The following is a 24,076-nucleotide window of genomic DNA, read 5'->3' as shown; positions in this document are numbered from 1 at the left end:
GTCGGGTCCCGGTGGGCTGGCTGCGATGCGTTGCGAATTCCCCGGGGTGCTGCACTCGAATCTTGAGTCTTAATCAATAGGTGCTAACTTTACCAGCAAAATTACTATTTTTGCGCCTCTGCCGTCGGTGCGATTCTGGATATCGATTCTTCCGCCGTGTTCCTCGACGATTTTCTTGACCATGGCCAGTCCCAGACCGGTGCCCTTGGGTTTGGAGGTGACATAGGGTTCGAAGGCGCGCGCCAGGATCTTGGGCGAAAAGCCGGGGCCATTGTCCATGATGGACAGGCGCGCCGCCGGCCGGCGCGCGCCGTCGGCGCCGGCGATCTCGATCTGCTCGGTGACCAGGTCGATGCGCGGCGCTGGCTGGCCGTCGTCGCCCACCGCATCCTGCGCGTTTTGCAGCAGGTTATGGATGACCTGGCGCAGTTGGGTGGCGTCGCCCATCACCTTGGCCATGCCCGGCGCCAGGCGCGGATGGATGGCGTCGCGGCCGTCGCCGGCAAGGTAGAGGTTGAGGATTTCCTCGATCAGTTCGTTCAGGTCCAGCGCCACCGGTTTGGCCGGCGGCGTCTTGGCGTAGTCGCGGAAGTCGTCGACCATGCGCTTCATGGCGGTGACCTGGTTGACGATGGTGGCGGTGCCTTTTTCCAGGATCGCGGCGTCGTTGGGCATGAGCTTGTCCGACAGGCGGTGCTGCAGGCGCTCGGCCGAGAGCTGGATCGGCGTGAGCGGGTTCTTGATCTCGTGCGCCAGGCGGCGCGCCACCTCGCCCCACGCGATCGAGCGCTGGGCCGAGATCACGTTGCTGATGTCGTCGAACACCACCACGTAGCCCACGCCGTTTTCCACCGGCAGGTGCGAGCCGCGCGCGAACAGCGTGATCTTGTCCTGGTCCGGCTTGCCGGCGTTGCCGAGGCTGTCATCGCCGTCGAACGCCGCGCCCGGCTGGCGCGGCAGCTCGATCTGGCGTTGCCAGTGCAGGGCGTCGTGCGGGGTTTCGGTGCTTTGCTGGGCGCGCTGTTCGGAGAAGGCGCGGATGATGGCCTGGGCGAACAGCGTCTGGCCTTCGATGGTCTGCAGCGGGGTGCCGATGTCGCCCGAGAAATCGTAGCCCAGGATGCGCGGCACCGAGTCGTTGCTGCTGACGATGTTGAACTGGCCGTCCAGCACGATCACCCCGGCCGACATGTTGGCCAGCACCGATTCCAGGTAGGCCTTGGCGTTTTCGAGCTCGGCGCGGTTCTGTTCCACCGAGGTGCGCGCTTCCAGCAATTGGCGCGTCATGGTGTTGAACGATTGCGTGAGCGTGCCCAGTTCGTCGGAAGTGCTGACGATGGGCCGCGGCGACAGGTTGCCCTCGGCCACCGCCTTGGTGCCTTCGGCCAGCAGCAACAGCGGCTTGGCCAGGTCGCTGGCGATCAGGAAGGCGCTGGCGATGGCGCCGAAGATGGCCAGCAGCAGCGTGAGCGTGAGCGTGACCAGGTAGATCTTGCGCAGGCCTGAGCGCGACACCGAGCGCTGCTGGTATTCGCTATAGGCCACGCGCAGGGTCTCGGCGTTGGTCGCCAGGTAATCCGGCACCGGTTGCAGGATCTGCAGGTAGCGGGTCTCGTTTTGCAGCGACAAGCCCTTGCTGGAGCCCGGGATCAGCACCACCACATGCAGCCGCAGGTTGGCGTCGGAATCGGATTCGCCGCTGGGCGGGCGCGAGTCGTCGCTTTCCACCGCGGCGAAGCCGCGCGAGATGCGGGCCTGGCGCATCGCCTGGGCGCTGGGCAGCACCGGCGTGAGCGAACCGATGGCGCCGCCGACGGCGCTGATGACTTGCCCGCTGCCGTTGACGATGGTGATCTCGCTGTTTTGCTCGCGCAGGCGCGAGAAATAGGTCACTTGCTCGGACTCGCTCATGTCCGACAGCTCCTGCGCCATGCCGCGCGCGCGCGAGGACAGGTCCGACAGCGACGAGTCGAGCGCGTTGCGGCCCAGGTTCAGGCCGGACTCCAGCGCCGCCTCCATGCGCACGTCGAACCAGGATTCGATCGAGCGCGACACGAATTGCACCGACATCAGGTAGATCACCGCGCCCGGCAGGATGCCGATCAGCGCGAACATCAGCACCAGCCGCGCCAGCAGCTTGGAGCCGAATTTGCCGCGCCGGTAACGCTTGTAAAGGCGGGTCAGCAGCAGCAGCACCAGGCCCAGCAGCGAGATCGCGACCATGCCGTTCAAGAACAGCAGCCACGGATAGTGCTGCTCGAACAGGGCGGAGTTTTCGGAAGCCGAGGCCAGCAGGAACAGCAGGATGCTGATGACGCCCCCGCCGATCACCAGCAGATAGCGTAAGGCGCGGTTCATTCGGGTTTGTAGGTGAATTCGATCCAGTCGGAAGACAGGCGCCAGTCGCTGTTGTTGAGCGCGTTGATCTGGAACGGCTTGGGCAGCTGCGCCACGTCCAGCCGCATGCGCACGCCCACGTTGTAGGTGTCGCCGGACTTGAGCGTGTCGTTGTCGGCGACGATCCAGCGCGGCGGCCGGCGGATCAGCGCCATGGCGTCTTCCAGGTTGGAAAAGCTTTGCTGCAGCTGGCCGCTGATGGCGGTGTGGTACTGGCGGGTCAGGACGTTATAGGAGATGCGCACGGTGCGGGTGGCCGAGACGTTGGTCTCGTCGAACCAATACCAGCGGCGGCGCGTTATCTGCACTTCGGTCGTGAAATACAGCGGCACGCCGCGCGTGAGCGCATCTTCCAGGCCACGGTTCAATTCGAAGGAATAGGCCAGCGACAGCCGGTGGCCTTCGGCGCCGGGTTCGATCGAGGCTTGCGTGATGGTGATTTCGGCGGCCTGGGCCGGGATCGCGGACGACAACATCAGCAGCGCCGCCAGTGCCGCCAGCGCCAGCCGCAGCCAGCGCCCGAGCGGGCCAGGCGACTGCGGATGAGCGCCGCCACAGGCCTGGCGCGGGCCGCATTGCGAGCTCAAGAGGAGAAAGGCCGATTGCGTCAAATTCATGCACCAGTTTTTTGGAACAGCGCGTAAAACAGGCCATCATGGTCGGTTTCTGCGCTGGCAGTCGGCAACAGTTGGCCTGGGGCTGGCAGCCGTATGGCATTGTTTCTTTGCGCGAAGGCAAGTGCCTGCTGCTCCGATTCTTGCGGCCACAGCGAGCATGTTACGAGCAGCAATTTACCATCCGGCCCGAGCATCTGCCAAAGGTTGTCTAAAATTTGCGCAGAAAGTGTTGCAAGCTGCGCGGTATCGGTCTTGCGGCGCAGCCAGCGGATATCGGGGTGGCGCCGCACGATGCCCGAGGCGGTGCAAGGCACGTCGGCCAGGATGCGGTCGAACGGTCGGCCGTCCCACCAGCCGCCGCCTTGCGCGCCCTGGCGGGCGTCGCCGGCGACCAGCTTGGCGCGCAGGCCCAGGCGTTGCAGGTTTTCATCGATGCGGGTCAGGCGGCGCGGATCGTGGTCCAGCGCTTCCAGTTCGATGTCGGCCAGTTCCAGCAGATGGCCGGTCTTGCCGCCGGGGGCGGCGCAGGCGTCCAGCACGCGCATGCCGTCGGCCACCTCCAGCAGCGGCGCGGCCAGCTGGGCCGCGGCATCCTGCACCGACACCACGCCCTCGGCGAAGCCGGGGATCTGCTGCACCGGCGCCGGCTTGTCTAGGCGCACCGCCGATGGGCCGACCTGGCGGCCGGGCATGCCGGCCGCGGCCAGCGACGCGAGATATTGTTCAACCGTGGCTTGACGGCGGTTCACGCGCAGCGTCAGCGGCGGCGCCTGGTTGCCGGTATGCAGGATGCGCTGCCAGTCCTCGGGATAGGCAGCCTTGATGCGGTCGATCCACCAGGTCGGGTAATTCCAGGTGCCGGGCGGGGTCTTGAGGGCCTGCGGCATCAGGTTCGCGCGCTCGCGCAGGAAGCGGCGCAGGATGGCGTTGACCACGCCCTTGGCAAAGCTCATGTCCGGGCTGATGGCGGCCGCCTCGACCGCCTGGTCGACCACGGTGAAGCTGTCGTAGCCGGCCTCGTCTTCATCCACCAGCAGCGCCAGCGCGCAATCGAGCAGGCCGCGCAATACCTCGGGCTGCGGCGGCTTGTTGGCCAGCAGCGCCAGCAGGGCATCGGTGATGCCGAGGCGGCGCATGGCGCGGTAGCTGATGTCCTGGATCGCGCCGCGCGCCTGCGGCTGCTGGTCGATGCGGGCAAAAATCTGGGCCAGCGCCTGCGGCAGCGCGGCGCCGGCGCGCACGCCGGCCACTGCCTGGGCGGCGTAGGCCAGCTGGTAAGCCAGCGAATCGGCCTTGGCCGAGGAGGAAATAAGGGAAATTTGGATCACGTCAATTCTTGCTGAAAGCGGGGCGCGGGCGGGCCGCCAGTTTACCAGTCCGGGGCGTCGCCGACAGGAATTTGCGAGTTCGGCTAAAGTGGCTGCCTTCATCGCCAGGGTTCGCCCGGCCTCCTTTGTAAGGAAAACAACACCGTGCAAACCGCCACAGCCGCTACAACCGATACAACGCTGCCGCAGGATATTCCCCGCTGGATGGTGATGCTGCTGGCCGCCGCCTGCGGCATTATCGTCGCCAACCTGTATTACGCCCAGCCGCTGATCGGCCCGATCAGCCGCGCGACCGGGATCTCGCCCGCCGCCGCCGGCCTGATCGTGACGCTCACGCAGATCGGCTACGGCCTGGGCCTGCTGTTCATCGTACCGATGGGCGACCTGTTCGAGAACCGCAAGCTGGTCCTGACCGGGCTGGTGGCGACCTGCCTCGGCCTAGTGGGGGCGGCCCTGGCCCAGAGCGCCGCGCAATTGCTGGTGTCGGTGCTGGTGATCGGCCTGTCGTCGGTGGGCGCCCAGGTGCTGGTGCCCTATGCGGCCCACTTCTCGCTGCCGCATACGCGCGGGCGGGCGGTGGGCAGCGTCATGAGCGGACTGCTGCTGGGCATTTTGCTGGCCCGTCCGCTGGCCAGCCTGGTGGCCGACCTGTTCGGATGGCATGCCATCTTTGGCCTGTCGGCGGCACTGGTGGCGCTGCTGACCGTGGTGCTGTCGCGCTACCTGCCGCCGCGCCGTCCGCCTGCCGGCATGCACTACGGCGCCCTGCTGGGCTCGATGTGGACGCTGATGAAGACCACGCCGATATTGCGCCGCCGCGCCTTCTACCACGCCATGCTGTTCGCGTCGTTCAGCCTGTTCTGGACCGCTTCGCCGCTGTGGCTGGCCAGCCCCGCATTCGGCTTGTCGCAACAAGGGATCGCCCTGTTCGCCTTCGCCGGCGTGATTGGCGTGATCGCCGCGCCGATTGCCGGACGCGTGGCCGACCGCGGCTGGAGCCGTCCGGCCACCGGCGTGGCCTTGCTGTGCGGTGCGCTGTCGTTCCTGCTGCCGCTGCTGATGCCCGGCGGACGCGACTTGTCGCTGGCCATGCTGTTGCTGGCGGCGATCCTGCTGGACTTCGCGGTATCGGCCAATCTGGTGCTGAGTCAGCGCGCCATCTATGCGCTGGGCGGCGAGATCCGCAGCCGGCTGAACGGCTTGTTCATGGCCACTTTCTTCGCCGGCGGCGCGCTTGGATCGGCATTGGGCGGCTGGATGTATGCGCAGGCCGGCTGGACGGGCGTGGCCTGGGTAGGCTTTGCCTTTCCGTTGCTGGCGTTGTTGTACTACCTCACCGAATTGCGCGGGCGGAAATAACGCCGGCAGGACATCCCGGTTCACAATGCAAAGCGGCTGTCGCAGTGGATGACTGCGACAGCCGCTTTATTTTTTGCGCCGGTGAAACTGTCGGCGCATCGTCACGCAAGGCGCAAGCTCAGACGCCCCACAGGATGTCGTAATTGCCCTTCTTGGCTTCGCGCAGCATGTCCAGCAGCGGGTAGGCGCGCGCCGAGAAGCTTACCGGCTCGATCTTTTCGTGGTTGTGGTCATCGGTATTGGCGTTGTGGTGGGCGTTGACGTCGCGCTCCAGCACTTCGGCCGCTTCATGCGCCTTGCTGGCGGTGATCTGCCGTTCCAGCAGGGCGATGGCGTCGCCGGATTCGGCCGCCGTGATCACGCCGCGGGCGAGATCCTTGTGAAGCATGTCCAGGATGGGTTTTGCGTGCGACTCGTACATCACCACATCGGCGGCCGCTTTCGATTTGAATGTGATCAGCATATTTCCTCTGAAGTCTTTGATTTGAAACGATTTTTGTCGGGTGGCCAAGCGTGCTGCCAGGCAGCGCCGGGCCATCGGGAAATGCGCTGCGGATGACGTCGGCATTTCTGGGCTTGTCCGGATCGGTTCCTAGAATACTACCCGGCTTGGTCCTTTGTCATTACCTGTCCGGTTGGCAGGTTGGCAGGTAATGCGCCGTTCCGGTCATATTGGTTTGAAAGAGGCGAAAAAGGTTTCAATATTCTCTTCCGTGACGGCCTGTTGGTCGCCCAGGATCAATACTTGATAGATGCGCCTGTCTTTGGATGCCAGGCGCGCCACCAGGCGCAGCGGGCGGCCGCGCGCCGTGCCTTGCGCATCCAGCTCCAGCGTGCGCGAGAAGCCTGCCGTCTGGCCCGGCAGGGGCGCCCTGTCGATGGCCTTGCCGCCGATGTTGTTGAGCAGGGCGGCGCGCATCGCATCCAGCGCGCGGTCGGCGGCGGCGCTGTCGGCCAGTTCGGCGGTGCCGACCGCGAACGTGGCGCCGTCGATGTCGGTCGCGATCATGCTCATCTCGACCTTGGGGCCGTCGAGGTCGACCGTGCGCGTCGCGCTGGTGGGTTTGCCGGGCAGCAGCACCACGAAGTGCGCGCCGTTGTCGCTGCTTTCACGCCAGTTGTATTTGGGCGAGCAGGCGCCCAGCGCCATCGCGGCGGCCAATACCGGCAGCAGAATTGTGTTGCGTAGTGCGTTCATCAGCGGCATTCGTTGGGATAGCGGCCGCAGGGCCGGAGCATGGGGATCATAGCAAAACGCCAGTGCGGTTCCGCCGGCGTTGGATGCGATGCAAGATGCGGTATCCCCATCAAAAATCAGATTTGTCTGACTGCGGCGGGCCGGTTCTTGCGGTATAAGAATCCATTCCAACCGATAAGGGAGCGCGACATGCATCATCACAACGGAGCCGGCCTGCCTGAACTGACTTTGCGCGGCATGGTGCTGGGGGCGCTGATCACGGTGGTGTTTACGGCATCGAATGTCTATCTCGGGCTCAAGGTCGGGTTGACCTTTTCCTCGGCGATCCCCGCCGCGGTGATCTCGATGGCCGTGCTGCGCTTTTTCAGCGGCGCCAACATCCTTGAAAACAATATGGTGCAGACCCAGGCGTCGGCCGCGGGCACGCTGTCGTCCATCATCTTCATCCTGCCCGGCTTGGTGATGATGGGCCACTGGCACGGCTTCCCGTTCTGGCAGACGCTGGGGATCTGCGCCGCCGGCGGCATGCTGGGCGTGATGTTCTCGATCCCGCTGCGCCGCGTGATGGTGGTGCAAAGCGGGTTGCCGTATCCCGAAGGGGTGGCGGCGGCCGAGATCCTGCGCGTGGGCAGCGCCGCGGCCGGCGAGCAGACGCAGCGCGGCTTGCGCGACATTATGTTCGGCGGCGTCCTGTCGGCGGCCTTTACCGTGATGGCCAGCGGTTTTCGCATATTCGCGGAACACATGAACCTGTGGTTCTCGGCCGGGGCCTCGGTGCTGCGCCTGCCGGTAGGTTTTTCGCTGGCGCTGGTGGGCGCGGGTTACATGATCGGCATCGTCTCCGGCATCGCCACCCTGATCGGCCTGGTGATCGCCTGGGGCATCGCGGTGCCTTACCTGAGCGCGGTGACTCCGCGCGAGGCGGGAATGGCCATTTCCACCTTTGCCAACGGCATCTGGAGCAGCCAGGTGCGTTTCATGGGGGCGGGCATGATCGGCGTGGCGGCGGTGTGGACGCTGGCCACGCTGTTCAAGCCGATGATGACGGGTGTGAAGGCATCGCTGTCAACCTTGTCGCAACGCCAGCAAGGCAGCGGCGACCAGACCGACCGCGACATGTCGCCCACCTGGATCATCGCCATCAGCCTGGCCATGATCGCCCTGCTGGCGGTGGTGTTCGCCTCGTTCCTGTCGGAGGCGCCGGTGTCATCCGCGCTGTTCGTCGGGCTGATCGTGTATGCCGTGGCGTTCGCCTTCATCTTCGGTTTCCTGGTGGCGGCGGCGTGCGGCTACATGGCCGGCCTGATCGGTTCGTCGTCCAGCCCGATTTCCGGCATCGGGATCGTCGCGGTGATCCTGGTGTCCTTGCTGCTGCTGGCGTCGGGCGCGGTCGATTCATTGCTGGCCACGCCGCAGGGCGGCAAGCTGGCCATTGCCATCGCATTGTTCGTCACCGCCGCCATCATCGCGGTGGCGGCGATCGCCAACGACAACCTGCAGGACCTCAAGACCGGCCACCTGGTCGGCGCCACCCCCTGGCGCCAGCAGGTGGCGCTGCTGGTCGGGTGCGCGGTGGGCGCGGCCGTCATCCCGCCGGTGCTGAACCTGCTCTATAACGCCTACGGTTTCGCCGGCGCGCTGCCGCGCGAAGGCATGGACGCGGCGCACGCCCTGGCGGCGCCGCAGGCCACGCTGATGACGACCATCGCCACCGGCATCTTCACCCATGAACTGAACTGGACCATGCTGGTGATCGGGATGGCGCTGGGGATCGCGCTGATCGTGGTGGATTGGCTGCTGGAACGTCGGGGCGGCGTAGCGCGCCTGCCGGTATTGGCGGTCGGCATCGGCATCTACCTGCCGCCGACGGTGAGCATGGCGTTGTTCTTCGGCGCGGTGCTGGGATGGCTGATCGACAGGCGCTTGCGCCAACGCGCCGCCGCGCTTGGCCAGGGATTTGACGACTATGCGGAGCGGCCGCGCCAGCGCGGCATCCTGGTGGCATCCGGGCTGATCGTGGGCGAGAGCCTGGTGGGCGTGCTGCTGGCGGGGCTGATCGGTTTCACCGGCGAGAATGCGCCGCTGGCATTGGTGTCGGGCGCTTTCGAGGGCATCGCCCAATGGCTGGGCTTGCTGGCCTTCCTGCTGATCCTGTGGGCGGTGGCGCGACGCGTGTTGTCGGCGCGCTGATCGGCGGGCTGAGCCGTTGCCAAGCGATCGGTGCAATGCCTGCTAGTTGTTGTTCAGCGCGCGCCGGTACTGGATGGCTTCCGCGATGTGCGGCTGCAGTACTTGCGGCGCGCCTGCCAGGTCGGCGATGGTGCGGGCCACCTTGAGCACGCGGTGATAGGCGCGGGCTGACCAGTTCAGCCTTGCCATGGCGGCGTGCAGCAGTTCGTCGCCGGCTTGTTCCGGCCGGCAATGCAGGTCGATCTCCTGGGGCGCGAGCCGGCTGTTGGGCTTGCTTTGGCGCTGTTGCTGCCGATCCAGCGCCAGCGCGGTGCGTGCGGCGATGGCCTGGGAGGTTTCGCCTGCGGCTGCGGCCGCCAGTTCGTGTGGCGCCAGGGCGCCCACCAATACCTGCAGATCGATGCGGTCGAGCAGCGGGCCGGACAGGCGGCCCTGGTAGCGCGCGATGGCATCCGGCGTGCAGCGGCATTTGCCGCTCTCATGGCCGAAATAGCCGCACGGGCACGGGTTCATCGCCGCCAGCAACTGAAAGCGCGCCGGGAACTCGGCCTGACGCGCGGCGCGCGAGATGGTGATGCATCCCGACTCCATCGGCTCGCGCAAGACTTCCAGCACATGCCTGCTGTACTCGGGCAACTCGTCGAGGAACAACACCCCATGATGGGCCAGCGAAATCTCCCCCGGACGCGGCGTGCTGCCGCCGCCTACCAGCGCCACGGCCGAGGCGGTGTGATGCGGTGCGCGATAGGGGCGTTGCTTCCAGCGTGAAACGTCGAAGCCGGCGCCCAGCGATTGGACCGCGGCCGCTTCCAGCGCCTGTTGATCGCTCATGGGCGGCAGGATGCCGGGGAAGCGTGCCGCCAGCATCGATTTTCCGGTGCCGGGCGGTCCTACCAGCAGCAGGCTGTGGCCGCCGGCGGCGGCGATTTCCAGCGCGCGTTTGGCTTGCAGTTGGCCCTTGACGTCGCTGAAATCGGGCCAGATGCCCGGACGCGGCTTGTGCGCGGCGCGGTGCCGCGCCAGCCGGTGCTGTTCATCGCGCGAAGAGAAGTGCGCGCAGACATCCAGCAGCGAGTGCGCCGGCAGGATGGTGGCATCCATCACCAGGGCGGCTTCATCGGCATTGGCGGCGGGCAAGATGAAGGCGCGCCGGGCTGGCGCATCGCCGCCGGCGTGGTGCATGGCATAAGTCATGGCCAGCGCGCCGCGGATCGGCCGCAGTTCGCCCGATAGCGAGAGTTCTCCCGCGAATTCATATTGGTCGAAGCTGTCGCCCGGCACCTGGCCGGAGGCGGCCAGGATGCCCAGCGCGATGGGCAGGTCGAAACGGCCGGATTCCTTGGGCAGGTCGGCCGGAGCCAGGTTGACGGTGATGCGGCGGGCCGGGAACTCGAAGCGCGCGTTTTGCAGCGCGGCGCGTACGCGATCCTTGGCTTCCTTTACTTCAGCCTCGGGCAGGCCGACGATGGTGAAGGAGGGCAATCCATTGGCCAGGTGCACCTCGACCGTGACCGGCGAGGCGCGCATGCCGGCCAGGGCGCGGCTGCGGAGCACGGCCAGGCTCATCGCGGCGAGCCTGGGCAGTCCTTGGCGTGAATGGCGGCGGGCGAGGAGGCAGGGGGATGGGCTGTCGTCAGGGTCATGGGGTTTGTTTTTGCTGGGCTTCAAGCTCGGCAACACGCGCTTCCAGCGCTTCCAGGCGGGCGCGGGTCTTGGCCAGCACCTGGGCCTGGACGTCGAACTCCTCGCGCGTGACCAGGTCCAGTTTGGCAAAACCCTGGCTCAGCATGGCCTTGACGTTCTTTTCGAGGTCCTTGGCCGGAGAGCTTTCGATCGCCTTGTTGAGTTTGGATTGCAGGTCTTCAAAGAATTGGGGCTTGTCCATGTCGGATCTCCTTGGCGGGTTGCTGTGGCGTCAAGTTTAGCCGTTTCCCGCGCATGCATAAACCTTCGGCGTTGCATGCGCGGACAAGCGTCATCGCGGGCGCATGCCTGGCAGGACGCTGAAAGCATTCTGAAGGGAAAAGTGATCCGACTTGGTGATCCCAATGGCCTGTCAGCCACTACGCACCAAAAAAGTGTTTGCCGATATTGAATAAATTTGTAAAAAAGAAACCAATATCGCACCAACACCGTGCTTTTATCCTATTCACGCACTATTTTGGTCTGTATCCACAAAAAAATCGGGAGGAATGCCTTCTTTCTCTGGAAAAGCCGAGTTCACCGTGCCGAAAGGACTTGGCACGGCTCCTGCTACATGGTCTGGGCAAAACACAAGAAACGACTTTTATTGTTCAACAACAAACCAGAGGGAAGTCATGAAGAAACTGATTCTTGCAACAGCCATCGCAGCATCGTTTGTTACTACCGTGGCCCGCGCGGAAGACGCCAAGCCAGACAACGAATTCAGCTTCAACGCCGCCGTGGTGAGCGATTACCGCTATCGCGGCCTGACCCAGACGCGCTTCGATCCGGCATTGCAAGTCGGCGCAGACTACACGCATAACCCGACCGGCCTGTATGCCGGCACATGGCTGACCAACATCAAGTGGATCAAGGATGCCGGCGCATTGAGCGGCACCGATACCAAGGGTAATGTCGAATGGGATATCTACGGCGGCAAGCGCGGTGATATCGGCGGCGGTTTCACCTATGACGTTGGTGGCCTGTACTACTACTATCCGGGTAATACCCTGGCAAACAGCGGCGTGAAGAACGCCAACACCTTCGAACTGTACGGCCAGGTCGGCTACGGCCCTGGCTACTTCAAGTATTCGCAGTCGCTGACCAACCTGTTTGGCGCGGTCAACAGCAAGTACAGCCAATACTATGATCTGGGCGCCAACATTGAAACCTTCTACGGCATCATGCTGGGCCTGCACGTCGGCCATCAGAATGTGCGTGGCAACCCGAGCCAGGCCAGTTACACCGACTGGAAGGTCGGCCTGTCCAAGACGTTCGACGATCTGGCTGGCATCACCTTGGGTGTGGCTTACGTCGGTACCGACATGACGGATGGCTTTGCGACTACCCCGGAGTCGGACGGCCGCAAAAACGTTGGCAAGAACGGTGTCGTCTTTTCCCTCAGCAAAACTTTCTAACAAGAGGTGCGTATGAAACTGATCACAGCGATCATCAAACCCTTCAAGCTGGACGAGGTGCGTGAAGCCCTCTCCGCGATCGGGGTGCAGGGCATCACCGTGACCGAAGTCAAGGGCTTCGGCCGTCAGAAAGGCCATACCGAGCTGTACCGGGGCGCCGAGTATGTGGTCGATTTCCTGCCCAAGACCAAGATCGAAGCGGCAGTGGACGATGCCATCGTCGAACGCGCGCTGGAGGCCATCGAGACGGCCGCCCGCACCGGCAAGATCGGCGACGGCAAGATCTTCGTGCAGGATTTGCTGGATGTGATCCGCATCCGTACCGGCGAAACCGGCAAAGACGCTCTGTAAAACAAAGGGGAATTCGAATGAGCATGAAAAAAATGTTTTCCAGCGCCCTGGCAATTGGCGCTTTGCTGTTGGCGGTAGGATTTGCCGCCCCGGCCCAAGCGCAAGATGCGCCCAAGCCTGAAGCCGCCGCGACCGCTGCTGCTCCGGCCGCGGCTGTCGAAGCGCCCAAGGCTGACGCCGCACCAGCGGCTGCCGCTCCTGCTGCGCCGGCTGCCGCCGCCGCTGCGCCGGCACCGGTGCCCAACAAGGGCGACACCGCATGGATGCTGGTCTGCACCGCGTTCGTGATCCTGATGACCTTGCCCGGCCTGGGCCTGTTCTACGGCGGCCTGGTCCGCAGCAAGAACATGCTGTCGGTGCTGATGCAGTGCTTCGTCATCTTCTCGCTGATCTACATCTTGTGGTTCGTCTACGGCTACAGCATCGCATTCACCGAGGGCAGCGCGTTCTTCGGCGGCTTCGATCGCCTGTTCCTGCATGGCCTGACCGGCGACTCGAACGCCGGCACCTTCAGCAAGGGCGTCGTAATCCCCGAGTTGGTGTTCGTGGCCTTCCAGGGTGCGTTCGCGGCCATTACCGTGGCGCTGATCATCGGCTCCTTCGCCGAGCGCGTGAAGTTCTCCGCCGTGATCCTGTTCTCGATCCTGTGGTTCACCTTCTCGTACCTGCCGATGGCCCACATGGTCTGGTTCTGGCCTGGTCCGGACGCCTTTACCGATGCCGCTGCCGCTGAAAAGGCGACTGCCGTCTCGGGCTGGCTGTTCCAGAAGGGCGCGCTGGACTACGCCGGCGGCACCGTGGTGCACATCAACGCTGCGGTCGCTGGCCTGGTCGGTTCCTACGTGATCGGCAAGCGTGTCGGTTTCGGCAAGGAAGCCTTCAAGCCGCATAGCCTGACCCTGACCATGGTCGGCGCCTCGCTGCTGTGGTTCGGCTGGTTCGGCTTCAACGCGGGCTCCGGCCTGGAAGCCAACGGCGGCGCAGCCCTGGCCTTCGTCAACACCATCCTGGCAACGGCTGCCGCTGTCCTGTCCTGGAGCTTCGGCGAATGGATCGGCAAGGGCAAGCCTTCGATGCTGGGTGCAGCGTCGGGCGCCGTCGCCGGCCTGGTGGCCATCACTCCGGCCGCCGGCTTCGTGGGCGTGATCGGCGCCGTGGTGCTGGGCCTGCTCGCCGGCCTGCTGTGCCTGTGGGGCGTGACCGGCCTGAAGAAGCTGCTGGGTTCCGACGATGCGCTGGACGTGTTCGGCGTGCACGGCGTGGGCGGCATCCTGGGCGCCCTCCTGACCGGCGTGTTCGCAGCGCCGAGCCTGGGCGGCACCGGCATCTATGACTACGTTGCCAATGCGGTGTCCCCGGACTACTCGATCGGCGGCCAGGTCTGGATCCAGTTCCAGGGCGTGCTGACTACCCTGATCCTGTCCGGCGTGGTGTCCTTCATCGCCTACAAGATCGTCGACGTGGTGATCGGCCTGCGCGTGACCGAAGAGGAAGAGCGCGAAGGTCTGGACATCTCCAGCCACGGCGAGTCGGCCTACCACTAAGTCGAATTCAGGTTTTATTCCTTCGGGGCCGGCAACGGCCTCTTTCAAAGGCGCTCTTCGGAGCGCCTTTTTTATTTCTCTCTGGCAAGCATAATTCCCGAGTATTTGACTCGGACTCTTTAAAAAGCGCCTAATAGCCGCCATGTAGGCAACCCGAACCTCCGCTGTGCAGTGAGGCGATCGAGGCAAATGGTTTCCCGCAACGATGGATGGCGATTTGGCAAGGCCATCCTGCGGCGTCGCAACACGACTTCAGGAATCCGCTAAAATCAGCATTTGCTGCCGGCATTTACAAATCGTTAAGGTCTTATATGGTCCCGCATCTTGTCACCGCTCTGAATGGCCCTTTGTTGGAGCTGGAGAAGAAAATCCTGGGCGCCACGCCGGCCATCGAACGCTGGTTCCGCATGGAGTGGCAAGAGCACACGCCGCCTTTCTATTGCTCGGTTGACCTGCGCAACGCCGGTTTCAAGCTGGCGCCGGTGGACACCAACCTGTTCCCGGGCGGCTTCAACAACCTGTCGCCGGAAATGCTGCCGCTGGCCGTGCAGGCGGCGATGGCGGCGATCGAAAAATATTGCCCCGACGCGCGCAACCTGTTGCTGATCCCGGAAAGCCATACCGGCAATACCTTCTATCTGCAAAACATCGGCCGGCTGATGCAGATCTTCCGCCAGACCGGGCTCAATGTGCGCCTGGGCACGCTGGCGCCGGAGATCACCAAGTCCAAGGAAATCGCCTTGCCGGACGGCACCAGCATCACGCTGGAGCCGCTGGAGCGTTCGGCCAACGGCCGCCGCTTGGGGTTGAAGAACTTCGATCCCTGTACCGTGCTGCTCAACAATGACCTGTCGATCGGCATCCCCTCGGTGCTGGAAGGCTTGCATGAGCAAAGCGTGCTGCCGCCGCTGCACGCCGGCTGGGCTATGCGCCGCAAGAGCAACCACTTCGCCGCCTACGATGAGGTGGTCAAGAAATTCGCCAAGATGGTCGAGGTCGACCCCTGGATGCTCAATCCGCTGTTCGCCAAGTGCGGCGAGATCGATTTCCAGGAAAACACCGGTACCGATGCGCTGGCCGACAACGTATCGAGCCTGTTGTCGAAGATCCGCAAGAAGTACAAGGAATACGGCATCAAGGAGCAACCCTTCGTCTTCATCAAGGCCAATGCCGGCACCTATGGCATGGGCATCATCGCCGTCAAGGACGCCAGCGAGGTCAAGGACCTCAACCGCAAGCAGCGCACCAAAATGCTGGTGGGCAAGGAAGGCCTGGAAGTGTCCGAAGTGATCATCCAGGAAGGCGTGCATTCCTTCGAGCGCATCAATGAAGCGGTGGCCGAGCCGGTGGTCTACATGATCGACCGCTATGTGGTGGGCGGTTTCTACCGCGTGCATGCCGACCGCGACGTCAATGAGAACCTGAACGCCCCCGGCGCGCATTTCGTGCCGCTGGCCTTCGCCCAGCAGCATGCCTTGCCGGACATGCACGCCAAGCCAGGCACCACCGCCCCCAACCGTTTCTACATGTATGGCGTGGTGGCGCGGCTGGCGCTGCTGGCGGCGTCGCTGGAAATGGAAAAGACCGATCCCAACCCGGAAGTATATTGACCGGCATCGCCACGCACATTCGTACGATCCAGCCAAGCCCAACAGGACGCCAGCAATATGAAAATCGCTTTTCTCGCCGATCCGCTCGATACGTTCAAGACGTACAAGGATTCCACTTTCGCCATGATGCGCGAGGCCGCCCGCCGCGGCCATGCGATCTACGCCTTCGAGCAGGGCGACCTGGTGCTGGAGAGCGGCCTGGTGACCGCCAGCGCCGCCAGGATTGCGCTGACCGGCGAGGCCGACGATTGGTATCGCGCCGACAAGCCGGCATCGGTGTTCCTGTCGGAATTCGATGCGGTGGTGGTGCGCAAGGATCCGCCGTTCGACATGGAATACATCTACACGACCTACCTGCTCGAATTGGCTGAAAAGCAAGGCGCGCGCGTGTTCAACAAGCCCGAGGCGATTCGCAGCCATAACGAGAAACTGGCGATCGCCCAGTTTCCGCAATACACCGCGCCGACCCTGGTCACGCGCGACGCCAAGCGCCTGCGCGACTTCCACGCCGAGCACCAGGACGTGATCCTCAAGCCGCTGGACGGCATGGGCGGCATGGGCATCTTCCGCATCAAGGCCGATGCGATGAACCTGGGCTCGATCATCGAGACGCTGACCGACAACGGTCAACGCACGATCATGGCGCAGCGTTTCATTGCTCAGATCAGCGCGGGCGACAAGCGCATTTTGCTGATCGGCGGCAAGGTGGTGCCCAATGTGCTGGCGCGCATCCCGCAAGGCAGCGAAGTGCGCGGCAACCTGGCCGCGGGCGGCCTGGGGGTGGCGCAGCCGGCATCGGCGCGCGACCTGGAAATCGGCGAGGCGCTGGCGCCTATCCTGTATCAGCGCGGACTGTTGCTGGTAGGATTGGATGCAATCGGCGACTATTTGACGGAAATCAACGTGACCAGTCCGACCTGCTTCCAGGAGATTACCCAGCAGACCGGCTTTGATGTGGCGGCGATGTTTGTCGATGCGCTGGAAACGGCAGTTGGAGGCTAAATGGGAACGATGGAGCATGACGGGCTGCTCGGAGAAAAGCGCGTCGCATTCGATGGCAACAATTCCATGGTTGGTATTCTTCTTGTGACGCACGCCCCGCTGGGGCAAGCTTTTCTGGACGCGGCGACCCACGTATTTCGCGGCAAGCCCGAGCGGATTGAAGCGATCGACGTGATCGCGGACCAGAACCCGGCTGAAGTGCAAAACCTGGCGATCGAGGCGGTCAAGCGCCTCGATGACGGCAGCGGCGTATTGGTGATCACCGATGTGATGGGCGGCACGCCGTCCAACTGTACGGGCTTCTTGTGCGGCCTGGAAAACGTCTCGGTGATTGCGGGCATCAGCTTGCCCATGCTGCTGCGCGCGTTGACTTACCGCAACGATACGCTCGACGTGGTGGTCGAAATGGCCCTGGCGGGAGGGCAGAATGGCGCGGTGCGGGTGGATAACCGCATCCGCGTGGCGACCTCGGCCTGATGCCTGCGCATGCCGCGCAGCAGGCGCAGGATCATAAAAACGAAAGCTGATCAATGATTCAAAAAGAACTCGAAATCGTCAACAAGCTGGGCTTGCATGCGCGTGCCTCCGCCAAATTCACCCAGCTTGCCAGCAAGTACAAATGCGAAGTGTGGATGGCCTTCAACAAGCGCCGCGTCAATGCCAAGTCCATCATGGGCGTCATGATGCTGGCCGCCGGCAAGGGCAGTGTGATTACGCTGGAAACCAACGGCGAGGACGAGCAGGAATGCCTGGCCGCGCTGGAAGCGCTGATCAACGACAAATTCGGCGAAGGCCAGTAAGCGCTTTCCCGGCAGGCGCCGCGCGGCGTTGCGCTGCGTCGCAGCATCGCTGGCGCCGGTAGTGATGTCCGGTTCAACAAGGTTGCCCGTTTTCCTGTTCTCCGCCTGGCTTCGTTCATCCTTTCGATGGCCGTGATTGCCAAATCGTGGTTTGTTCGGTAACTTTCTTCAGGCTACCGCGAACGACAATACGGCGGAATATAAAAACGAAGCAGGAGATAACGCGATGGCATCATTCAGCTTACATGGAATCGCGGTGTCGCAAGGCATCGCCATCGGACGCGCGCATCTGCTGGCGCCGGCCGCGCTGGACGTCAAACATTACCTGATCGCCGACGAACAGGTCGAGGCCGAGGTCGAGCGCCTGAAGAGCGCAATCAAGGCGGTGCACCAGGAGCTGCATACGATACGCAGCGAACTGCCCAAGGATGCGCCGGCCGAGCTCGGAGCTTTCATCGACGTGCATTCGCTGATCCTGTCGGATCCGATGCTGCTGGAAGTGCCGCAGAACATCATCCGCCACCGCTACTACAACGCCGAATGGGCGCTGGTCACGCAGATCGACGAACTCTCGGCGCAATTCGACGAGATCGAAGACCCCTACCTGCGCGAGCGCAAGGCCGATATCCAGCAGGTCGGCGAACGTATCCTGAAGGTGCTCACCGGCAGCGCCATCCACTTGCCGCCGACCGATGGCGACACCGCGCCCAACATCATCGTGGTGGCGCACGACATCTCGCCGGCCGACATGCTGCAGTTCCGCGACGGCGCCTTCGCCGGTTTCGTGACCGACCTCGGCGGCCCCAATTCGCATACCGCCATCGTCGCGCGCAGCCTGGATATCCCGGCCGCCGTCGGCATGCATAACGCTTCGGTGCTGGTCAAGCACGATGACCTGCTGATCATCGATGGCGATGCCGGCGTGGTGATCGTCGACCCGTCGCCGCTGGTGCTGGCGCAGTACCGCGCGCGCCAGGAGCGCATGCTGCGCGAGCGCAAGAAGCTGATGCGGCTGAAGAAGACGCCGGCCATCACCCAGGACGGCGAGCCGATTGCCTTGCTGGCCAACATCGAACTTCCGGCCGACGCCGCAACGGCATGGGAGGCCGGCGCGATGGGCATCGGCCTGTTCCGTTCCGAATTCATGTTCATGGGGCGCGCCGGCTATCTGGAAAAATTCCCGTCCGAGGATGAGCAGTTCGAGTCCTACAAGCAGGCGGTCATCGCCATGAAGGGGCGGCCGGTGACGATCCGCACGCTGGACGTGGGCGCCGACAAGCCGCTGGACGAGGACGAACAGACCGCGCTCAACCCGGCATTGGGCTTGCGCGCGATCCGCTATTGCCTGTCCGAGCCGCAGATGTTCCTCGCGCAGTTGCGCGCCATCCTGCGCGCGTCGGCCTTCGGCCCGATCAAGTTGCTGATTCCGATGATGGCGCATGCCTTCGAGATCGACCAGTCGCTGGGCATGATCGAGCAGGCCAAGCAGCAACTGCGCGAGCGCAAGCAGAAGTTCGACGAGGAAATCCCGGTCGGCGCCATGATCGAGATTCCCGCCGCCGCGCTGGCCTTGCCGATGTTCGTCAAGCGCCTCGATTTCCTGTCGATCGGCACCAACGACCTGATCCAGTACACGCTGGCGATCGACCGCGTCGACCATGAGGTGGCGCATCTCTACGATCCGCTGCACCCGGCGGTGCTGTTCCTGCTCTCCACGGTGATCGCGCAGGGCCGCAAGGCCGGCATCCCGGTCTCGGTGTGCGGCGAAATGGCGGGCGACCTCAAGTGGACGCGCCTGTTGCTGGGCATGGGTTTGCTGGAGTTTTCCATGCACCCCTCGCAACTGCTGTCGGTGAAGAACGAGATCCTCAACAGCGACTTGCGGCTGTTGGAACCGCAAGTCAAGAAGGTCATCCGCGCCACCGAACCGGCCGCGATTGCCTCGGCCATGATGCAGTTGCAGGCGCTGTCGGCCGAACCCGAGATCCGCGAAGCCAAGACCGCGCGCCGCCGTTGATCGACCATCCGACGTGTTCGACAAGGCCGCCTGCGGGCGGCCTTGTCGATTGCCGGCGCACTGCGCCGGTTTGACGCGCCTGCCCGACTTGGGTATTCTTACGCCACTGCGCCGATTTGAATGGTTTAACCAACCTCAGCTTGCGGGCGCCGGGAGATTGTTCCCATATAAATGCGGCTAAAGCGAGCTTGGAGTCAGCAGTTCTCCCCAAGACGAGCCCGCAAGCGATGCTTCCGGGCTTTTTTATTGCCCCGACATGTGGCCCGATTTTGCCCCGATGTGGCCCGGAAGCAGGTGGAAAACCTTCGCTGAAGCGAAGCGATCGTCCCATGCCGGCACGCGCGATGCGCATGCTTGGCCGGACGCCTTGCCACTCACGCCGAGTCATCATGTCGATTGGAATCGTATCGCCCCAGGTCATGCATTTCGCCGAGCCGCTCCCGCTGCAAGGGGGCGCGGCGCTGGCGGATTATTCGCTGACCTATGAAACCTACGGCACGCTCAATGCCGACAAATCCAACGCCGTGCTGGTGTGCCATGCGCTCAACGCTTCGCACCACGTCGCCGGCGTGTATGCCGATGATCCCGACAATGTCGGGTGGTGGGACAACATGGTCGGCCCCGGCAAAGCGCTCGATACCGACAAGTTCTTCGTCATCGGCGTCAACAACCTGGGCTCCTGTTTCGGCTCGACCGGACCGATGCACGCCAACCCGGCCACCGGCAAGCCGTATGGCGCCGATTTCCCGGTGGTCACGGTGGAAGACTGGGTCAACGCCCAGGCGCGGCTGGCCGACCGCCTCGGCATCGTGCAGTTCGCCGCCGTCATGGGCGGCTCGCTGGGCGGCATGCAGGCATTGGCCTGGAGCCTGATGTATCCGGATCGCCTGCGCCATTGCCTGGTGATCGCGTCCACCCCCAAGCTGTCGGCGCAGAACATCGCGTTCAACGATGTCGCGCGCCAGGCCATCCTGACCGATCCGCAATTCCACGGCGGCGATTTCTATGCGCACGGCGTGGTGCCCAAGAACGGCCTGCGCGTGGCGCGCATGGTGGGGCACATCACCTACCTGTCGGATGACGACATGGCCGAGAAATTCGGCCGCGACCTGCGCTCGGGCAGTTATCAGTTCGGCTATGGGATCGACTTCGAGATCGAGTCCTACCTGCGCTACCAGGGCGACAAGTTCTCTACCTATTTCGATGCCAACACCTACCTGCTGATCACCAAGGCGCTCGACTATTTCGATCCCGCGCGCGAGTTCGGCGGCGGCGACCTGGCCAAGGCCTTCAGCCGCACCCAGGCCAAGTTCCTGCTGGTGTCGTTTGCCACCGACTGGCGCTTTTCCCCGGAACGCAGCCGCGAGATGGTGCAGGCGCTGGTGGCCAACAAGCGTCGCGTGTCGTATGCGGAAATCGATGCGCCGCACGGGCACGACGCCTTCTTGCTGGACGATGCGCGGTATATGTCGGTGGTGCGCGAGTACTACCTGGGAATCTGGAACGAACTGGCGCAGGAGGGCCGCGCATGACTTTCAACGAATTGAGCGGGCTGCGTCCGGACCTGGCGTTCATCGCCCACTGGGTGCGCGAGCAATCCAACGTGCTGGACCTGGGCTGCGGCGATGGCGTGATGCTGGACTATCTGCAGAGCGACAAGCAGTGCGTGGGCTACGGCGTGGAGATCGACGACGAGCAGATTCCCAAGTGCGTGGCGCGCAATGTCTCGGTCATCCAGCAAGACTTGAATGGCGGGTTGGCGATGTTCGAGGACAACGCCTTCGATACCGTGTTGTGCCTGTCGGCATTGCAGATGGTCAAGGATGTGGAAGGCACGCTGCGCGAGATCGCGCGGGTGGGGCGCGAGGCCACGGTTTCCTTCCCCAACTTCGCGTACTGGCCGCACCGCGTGGCGCTGTTGCGCGGGCGCATGCCGGTGTCCAAGACGCTGCCATACCAATGGTATGATACGCCGAACCTGCGCTGCGCCACGATCAGGGATTTCGAGGCGCTGGCCAACGCGGTCGGGCTGGAAGTGCTGGAATGCGTGGCGCTCAAGGACGGCAAGCCGGTGCGCTATCTGCCCAATTGGCGCGGCAGCGTCGCAGTGTTCAGGTTGCGCAAGAAGTAGGCTGGCGCAAGGCAGGTGCGGCAGCGCCATCCCGTGTCGCAAACGCCGGTTCGCCGGCGTTTTTCATTTCCCCTTTCACCTGACTCTCGCCTATGACAGCACCTGACGCCACTTGGCGCCAATACCTGAACCGGCGCATGCTTATCTGCGTCTTTCTCGGTTTTACCTCCGGCCTGCCGTTGTTCATCCTGCTGAGCCTGTTGCAGGCATGGCTGGCGAAGTCGGGCCTGAATGTCAAAACGCTCGGCTTGTTTGCGCTGGTGATGTTTCCGTATACGTGGAAATTCGTCTGGTCGCCGCTGATGGACCGCTTCCACTTCGGCAAAATGGGGCGCCGGCGCGGCTGGATGTTCTCTACCCAGCTGCTGCTGTTCCTGGGCATCGGTTGCATGGGAATGCTCGATCCATTGACCCAGGTGCCGACGATCGCCTTCATGGCCTCGGTCGTGGCCTTCCTCTCGGCCAGCCAGGACATCGCCATCGATGCCTTCCGGCGCGAAATCCTGCCCGATGATGAGCTCGGCCTGGGCAGCGCCATCCATGTCAACGCCTACAAGCTGTCGGGCATGGTGCCGGGCGCGCTGTCGCTGGTGCTGGCCGACCAGATGCCGTGGGCCAGCGTGTTCTGGATCACCGCCGCCTTCATGTTGCCGGGGCTGCTCTGCTCGTTGCTGGTCAAGGAGCCCAAGGTGTATGGCGCGCCGCCCAAGAACCTCTCCGAGGCGGTGGTGCTGCCGTTCCGCGAATTCATTACGCGCGACGGCTGGAACAGTGCGCTATGGGTGCTGGGCTTCATCTTCCTCTACAAGCTGGGCGACAGCATGGCCACGGCGCTGGCCACCAAGTTCTATATCGACCTCGGTTTCTCGATGACCGAGATCGGCGTGGTTTCCAAGACCACCAGCCTGTGGGCCAGCGTGGCGGGGGGCATCATCGGCGGCATCTGGATGGTGAAACTGGGCATCAATCGCGCATTGTGGGTGTTTGGCGTGCTGCAGGCGATCCCCATCCTCGGCTTCGCCTGGCTGGCGCATGTCGGCGCGAGCCTGCCGACGCTGGCCGCGGTGATCGGCCTGGAAGCTTTCGGCGTGGGCCTGGGGACTACCGCCTTCGTCGCCTACATCATGCGTGAAACCGACCCCCGCTACACGGCCACGCAGTTCGCGTTGTTCACCAGCCTGATGGCGGTGCCGCGCACTTTCGTCAATTCCTCGGTCGGGTATGTCGTGGCAGAAACGGGCTGGCTGACTTTTTTTGTCATTTGCTTCGTTCTTGCCTTGCCTGGAATGCTGATGTTGCCTAGAATTGCGCCCTGGAATGAAAAGCCGGTTGAGTCGCAGACAAAAAAAGCCTGAAGATTCGAAAAAACGTCGCTGCGTCATTCCTGGGAGAAACTCTCGCCAAGTCAATAAAAACCGCGCTTCGGCCCTTCTTTTAGTTGACAAACGAAAAGTGTTCCACTATAGTTTTGAGTTCCCTGCGCGGAGAGGTGGCCGAGTGGTTAATGGCAGCAGACTGTAAATCTGCCCTCTTACGAGTACGCTGGTTCGAATCCAGCCCTCTCCACCAATAAGTAGGGAAGCGAAGTAAATTCGCGAACAAAAGATTCGGCGGCAGTGAAGTAAAGGTTGTTTCCTCGCGGGTGTAGCTCAATGGTAGAGCTGAAGCCTTCCAAGCTTATGACGAGGGTTCGATTCCCTTCACCCGCTCCAAGTTTTGGTCCGGTTGCATGTTTGGTAGTTGTGCAATTGGCAAAGATGCCCTTGTAGCTCAGTGGTAGAGCACTCCCTTGGTAAGGGAGAGGCCACGTGTTCAATCCACGTCAAGGGCACCAGTTTCTTGAGTCGTTTCGCTGAGGCAAGTCAGCAATCGTCGGGCTTATTGCCTGGACATTCTCATCAAATAGTTAGGAGTCTAAAATGGCAAAAGGCAAGTTTGAGCGGACCAAGCCGCACGTGAACGTAGGCACGATTGGCCACGTTGACCATGGCAAGACCACGCTGACCGCAGCGATTGCAACGGTGCTGTCGAAGAAGTTCGGCGGCGAAGCGAAGGCGTATGACCAGATCGACGCGGCGCCGGAAGAAAAGGCGCGCGGCATCACCATCAACACCGCGCACGTCGAATACGAAACCGCAAATCGCCACTACGCGCACGTTGACTGCCCCGGCCACGCCGACTACGTCAAGAACATGATTACCGGTGCTGCGCAGATGGACGGCGCGATCCTGGTGTGCTCGGCCGCTGACGGCCCGATGCCGCAGACCCGCGAACACATCCTGCTGTCGCGCCAGGTTGGCGTTCCTTACATCATCGTGTTCCTGAACAAGGCCGACATGGTGGACGACGAGGAGCTGCTGGAACTGGTCGAAATGGAAGTGCGCGAGCTGCTGTCGAAGTACGAATTCCCAGGCGACGACCTGCCCATCGT

Annotated in this window: 21 protein-coding genes and 3 tRNA genes; 17 read left to right on the top strand and 7 right to left on the bottom strand. The window is 63.3% G+C overall.

The annotated features are described in order from the left end of the window. Positions 1-69: 69 nt before the first annotated feature. From AC07N6_RS14755 to rsmB, 3 genes are all read right to left on the bottom strand, one after another. Positions 70-2,358 (bottom strand): sensor histidine kinase, encoded by a 2,289-nt coding sequence (locus AC07N6_RS14755; RefSeq protein WP_494782408.1) that lies wholly within the window; start codon positions 2,356-2,358, stop codon positions 70-72. Beyond that, a complete protein-coding gene (locus AC07N6_RS14750; RefSeq protein ID WP_494782428.1) occupies positions 2,355-2,873 on the bottom strand; it encodes a DUF4390 domain-containing protein in 519 nt (172 codons plus the stop codon). The genes AC07N6_RS14755 and AC07N6_RS14750 overlap by 4 nt, the downstream gene beginning before the upstream one ends. Before the next feature lie 137 nt (positions 2,874-3,010). Beyond that, positions 3,011-4,342: a 16S rRNA (cytosine(967)-C(5))-methyltransferase RsmB gene (gene rsmB / locus AC07N6_RS14745; protein ID WP_494782409.1), complete on the bottom strand. Its 1,332-nt coding sequence runs from the start codon at positions 4,340-4,342 to the stop codon at positions 3,011-3,013. Between the two features lie 204 nt (positions 4,343-4,546). Here rsmB and AC07N6_RS14740 point away from each other — a divergent pair, with 204 nt between their 5' ends. Then, on the top strand, positions 4,547-5,701 hold the full coding sequence (locus AC07N6_RS14740) for an MFS transporter (RefSeq protein WP_494782429.1): 1,155 nt from the start codon (positions 4,547-4,549) through the stop codon (positions 5,699-5,701). A gap of 118 nt (positions 5,702-5,819) precedes the next feature. Here the strand turns inward: AC07N6_RS14740 and AC07N6_RS14735 are convergent, their stop codons facing one another. Together AC07N6_RS14735 and AC07N6_RS14730 are read right to left on the bottom strand one after the other, a co-directional pair. Beyond that, positions 5,820-6,164, bottom strand: a complete 345-nt coding sequence (locus AC07N6_RS14735) for a DUF1840 domain-containing protein (protein WP_494782410.1) — start codon at positions 6,162-6,164, stop codon at positions 5,820-5,822. Between the two features lie 204 nt (positions 6,165-6,368). After that, a complete protein-coding gene (locus AC07N6_RS14730; RefSeq protein WP_494782411.1) occupies positions 6,369-6,899 on the bottom strand; it encodes a hypothetical protein in 531 nt (176 codons plus the stop codon). Between the two features lie 189 nt (positions 6,900-7,088). On the opposite strand from AC07N6_RS14730, the gene AC07N6_RS14725 reads away from it, so the two are divergent. After that, the gene (locus AC07N6_RS14725) at positions 7,089-9,089 is read left to right on the top strand and encodes an OPT family oligopeptide transporter (RefSeq protein WP_494782412.1); all 2,001 of its coding nucleotides are present in this window, start codon (positions 7,089-7,091) and stop codon (positions 9,087-9,089) included. Positions 9,090-9,131: 42 nt separating this feature from the next. On the opposite strand, the gene AC07N6_RS14720 is transcribed toward AC07N6_RS14725, so the two are convergent. Both AC07N6_RS14720 and AC07N6_RS14715 read right to left on the bottom strand, forming a co-directional pair. After that, entirely contained in the window at positions 9,132-10,655 is a 1,524-nt protein-coding gene (locus AC07N6_RS14720) for a YifB family Mg chelatase-like AAA ATPase (protein ID WP_494782413.1), read from the bottom strand. Between the two features lie 73 nt (positions 10,656-10,728). Then, the gene (locus tag AC07N6_RS14715) at positions 10,729-10,974 is read right to left on the bottom strand and encodes an accessory factor UbiK family protein (RefSeq protein WP_494782414.1); all 246 of its coding nucleotides are present in this window, start codon (positions 10,972-10,974) and stop codon (positions 10,729-10,731) included. 433 nt (positions 10,975-11,407) lie between these two features. Here AC07N6_RS14715 and AC07N6_RS14710 point away from each other — a divergent pair, with 433 nt between their 5' ends. From AC07N6_RS14710 to AC07N6_RS14640, 15 genes are all read left to right on the top strand, one after another. Continuing rightward, positions 11,408-12,190: a TorF family putative porin gene (locus AC07N6_RS14710; protein WP_494782415.1), complete on the top strand. Its 783-nt coding sequence runs from the start codon at positions 11,408-11,410 to the stop codon at positions 12,188-12,190. A gap of 12 nt (positions 12,191-12,202) precedes the next feature. Next, positions 12,203-12,541 carry a P-II family nitrogen regulator gene (locus tag AC07N6_RS14705; protein ID WP_006713297.1) on the top strand — a complete coding sequence of 113 codons (339 nt, stop codon included), beginning with the start codon at positions 12,203-12,205 and terminating at the stop codon, positions 12,539-12,541. A 17-nt stretch (positions 12,542-12,558) separates the two neighbouring features. Further along, a complete protein-coding gene (amt, locus tag AC07N6_RS14700) occupies positions 12,559-14,085 on the top strand; it encodes an ammonium transporter (RefSeq protein ID WP_494782416.1) in 1,527 nt (508 codons plus the stop codon). Positions 14,086-14,396: 311 nt separating this feature from the next. After that, the gene (gene gshA / locus AC07N6_RS14695) at positions 14,397-15,695 is read left to right on the top strand and encodes a glutamate--cysteine ligase (protein ID WP_494782417.1); all 1,299 of its coding nucleotides are present in this window, start codon (positions 14,397-14,399) and stop codon (positions 15,693-15,695) included. A 57-nt stretch (positions 15,696-15,752) separates the two neighbouring features. Next, the gene (gshB, locus tag AC07N6_RS14690; RefSeq protein WP_494782418.1) at positions 15,753-16,697 is read left to right on the top strand and encodes a glutathione synthase; all 945 of its coding nucleotides are present in this window, start codon (positions 15,753-15,755) and stop codon (positions 16,695-16,697) included. 66 nt (positions 16,698-16,763) lie between these two features. After that, positions 16,764-17,174 (top strand): PTS sugar transporter subunit IIA, encoded by a 411-nt coding sequence (locus AC07N6_RS14685; protein ID WP_494782430.1) that lies wholly within the window; start codon positions 16,764-16,766, stop codon positions 17,172-17,174. A gap of 53 nt (positions 17,175-17,227) precedes the next feature. Further along, positions 17,228-17,497, top strand: coding sequence for an HPr family phosphocarrier protein (locus AC07N6_RS14680; RefSeq protein ID WP_494782419.1), 270 nt, complete (start codon positions 17,228-17,230; stop codon positions 17,495-17,497). Positions 17,498-17,723: 226 nt separating this feature from the next. Next, a complete protein-coding gene (ptsP, locus tag AC07N6_RS14675; protein ID WP_494782420.1) occupies positions 17,724-19,514 on the top strand; it encodes a phosphoenolpyruvate--protein phosphotransferase in 1,791 nt (596 codons plus the stop codon). A 389-nt stretch (positions 19,515-19,903) separates the two neighbouring features. Next, positions 19,904-21,046 carry a homoserine O-succinyltransferase MetX gene (metX, locus tag AC07N6_RS14670; RefSeq protein ID WP_494782421.1) on the top strand — a complete coding sequence of 381 codons (1,143 nt, stop codon included), beginning with the start codon at positions 19,904-19,906 and terminating at the stop codon, positions 21,044-21,046. After that, positions 21,043-21,645 (top strand): methionine biosynthesis protein MetW, encoded by a 603-nt coding sequence (gene metW, locus AC07N6_RS14665; RefSeq protein WP_141917751.1) that lies wholly within the window; start codon positions 21,043-21,045, stop codon positions 21,643-21,645. Before metX ends, metW begins: the two co-directional genes overlap by 4 nt. 92 nt (positions 21,646-21,737) lie before the next feature. After that, on the top strand, positions 21,738-23,000 hold the full coding sequence (locus tag AC07N6_RS14660) for an AmpG family muropeptide MFS transporter (protein WP_494782422.1): 1,263 nt from the start codon (positions 21,738-21,740) through the stop codon (positions 22,998-23,000). Between the two features lie 128 nt (positions 23,001-23,128). Then, positions 23,129-23,214: transfer RNA gene (locus tag AC07N6_RS14655), tRNA-Tyr, on the top strand. A gap of 69 nt (positions 23,215-23,283) precedes the next feature. After that, positions 23,284-23,357 (top strand) — tRNA-Gly (locus AC07N6_RS14650). A gap of 47 nt (positions 23,358-23,404) precedes the next feature. Beyond that, positions 23,405-23,479: transfer RNA gene (locus AC07N6_RS14645), tRNA-Thr, on the top strand. Between the two features lie 85 nt (positions 23,480-23,564). Next, a partial coding sequence (locus tag AC07N6_RS14640; RefSeq protein WP_494782423.1) for a GTP-binding protein occupies positions 23,565-24,076 on the top strand: 512 nt, incomplete at its 3' end.

This window comes from Herbaspirillum sp. GW821-FHT09A12 (genome assembly GCF_059418325.1).
This window is presented reverse-complemented; position numbering and strand designations above follow the sequence as displayed.

Coding starts and splice junctions, on each gene's coding strand:
- metW (WP_141917751.1), top strand. CDS start 21,043: ATGACTTTCAACGAATTGAGCGGGCTGCGTCCGGACCTGGCGTTCATC.
- AC07N6_RS14720 (WP_494782413.1), bottom strand. CDS start 10,655: ATGAGCCTGGCCGTGCTCCGCAGCCGCGCCCTGGCCGGCATGCGCGCC.
- AC07N6_RS14710 (WP_494782415.1), top strand. CDS start 11,408: ATGAAGAAACTGATTCTTGCAACAGCCATCGCAGCATCGTTTGTTACT.
- AC07N6_RS14750 (WP_494782428.1), bottom strand. CDS start 2,873: ATGTTGTCGTCCGCGATCCCGGCCCAGGCCGCCGAAATCACCATCACG.
- AC07N6_RS14730 (WP_494782411.1), bottom strand. CDS start 6,899: ATGAACGCACTACGCAACACAATTCTGCTGCCGGTATTGGCCGCCGCG.
- AC07N6_RS14735 (WP_494782410.1), bottom strand. CDS start 6,164: ATGCTGATCACATTCAAATCGAAAGCGGCCGCCGATGTGGTGATGTAC.
- AC07N6_RS14685 (WP_494782430.1), top strand. CDS start 16,764: ATGGTTGGTATTCTTCTTGTGACGCACGCCCCGCTGGGGCAAGCTTTT.
- metX (WP_494782421.1), top strand. CDS start 19,904: ATGTCGATTGGAATCGTATCGCCCCAGGTCATGCATTTCGCCGAGCCG.
- AC07N6_RS14715 (WP_494782414.1), bottom strand. CDS start 10,974: ATGGACAAGCCCCAATTCTTTGAAGACCTGCAATCCAAACTCAACAAG.
- gshA (WP_494782417.1), top strand. CDS start 14,397: ATGGTCCCGCATCTTGTCACCGCTCTGAATGGCCCTTTGTTGGAGCTG.
- amt (WP_494782416.1), top strand. CDS start 12,559: ATGAGCATGAAAAAAATGTTTTCCAGCGCCCTGGCAATTGGCGCTTTG.
- AC07N6_RS14725 (WP_494782412.1), top strand. CDS start 7,089: ATGCATCATCACAACGGAGCCGGCCTGCCTGAACTGACTTTGCGCGGC.
- AC07N6_RS14705 (WP_006713297.1), top strand. CDS start 12,203: ATGAAACTGATCACAGCGATCATCAAACCCTTCAAGCTGGACGAGGTG.
- AC07N6_RS14755 (WP_494782408.1), bottom strand. CDS start 2,358: ATGAACCGCGCCTTACGCTATCTGCTGGTGATCGGCGGGGGCGTCATC.
- AC07N6_RS14660 (WP_494782422.1), top strand. CDS start 21,738: ATGACAGCACCTGACGCCACTTGGCGCCAATACCTGAACCGGCGCATG.
- AC07N6_RS14740 (WP_494782429.1), top strand. CDS start 4,547: ATGGTGATGCTGCTGGCCGCCGCCTGCGGCATTATCGTCGCCAACCTG.
- AC07N6_RS14680 (WP_494782419.1), top strand. CDS start 17,228: ATGATTCAAAAAGAACTCGAAATCGTCAACAAGCTGGGCTTGCATGCG.
- gshB (WP_494782418.1), top strand. CDS start 15,753: ATGAAAATCGCTTTTCTCGCCGATCCGCTCGATACGTTCAAGACGTAC.
- ptsP (WP_494782420.1), top strand. CDS start 17,724: ATGGCATCATTCAGCTTACATGGAATCGCGGTGTCGCAAGGCATCGCC.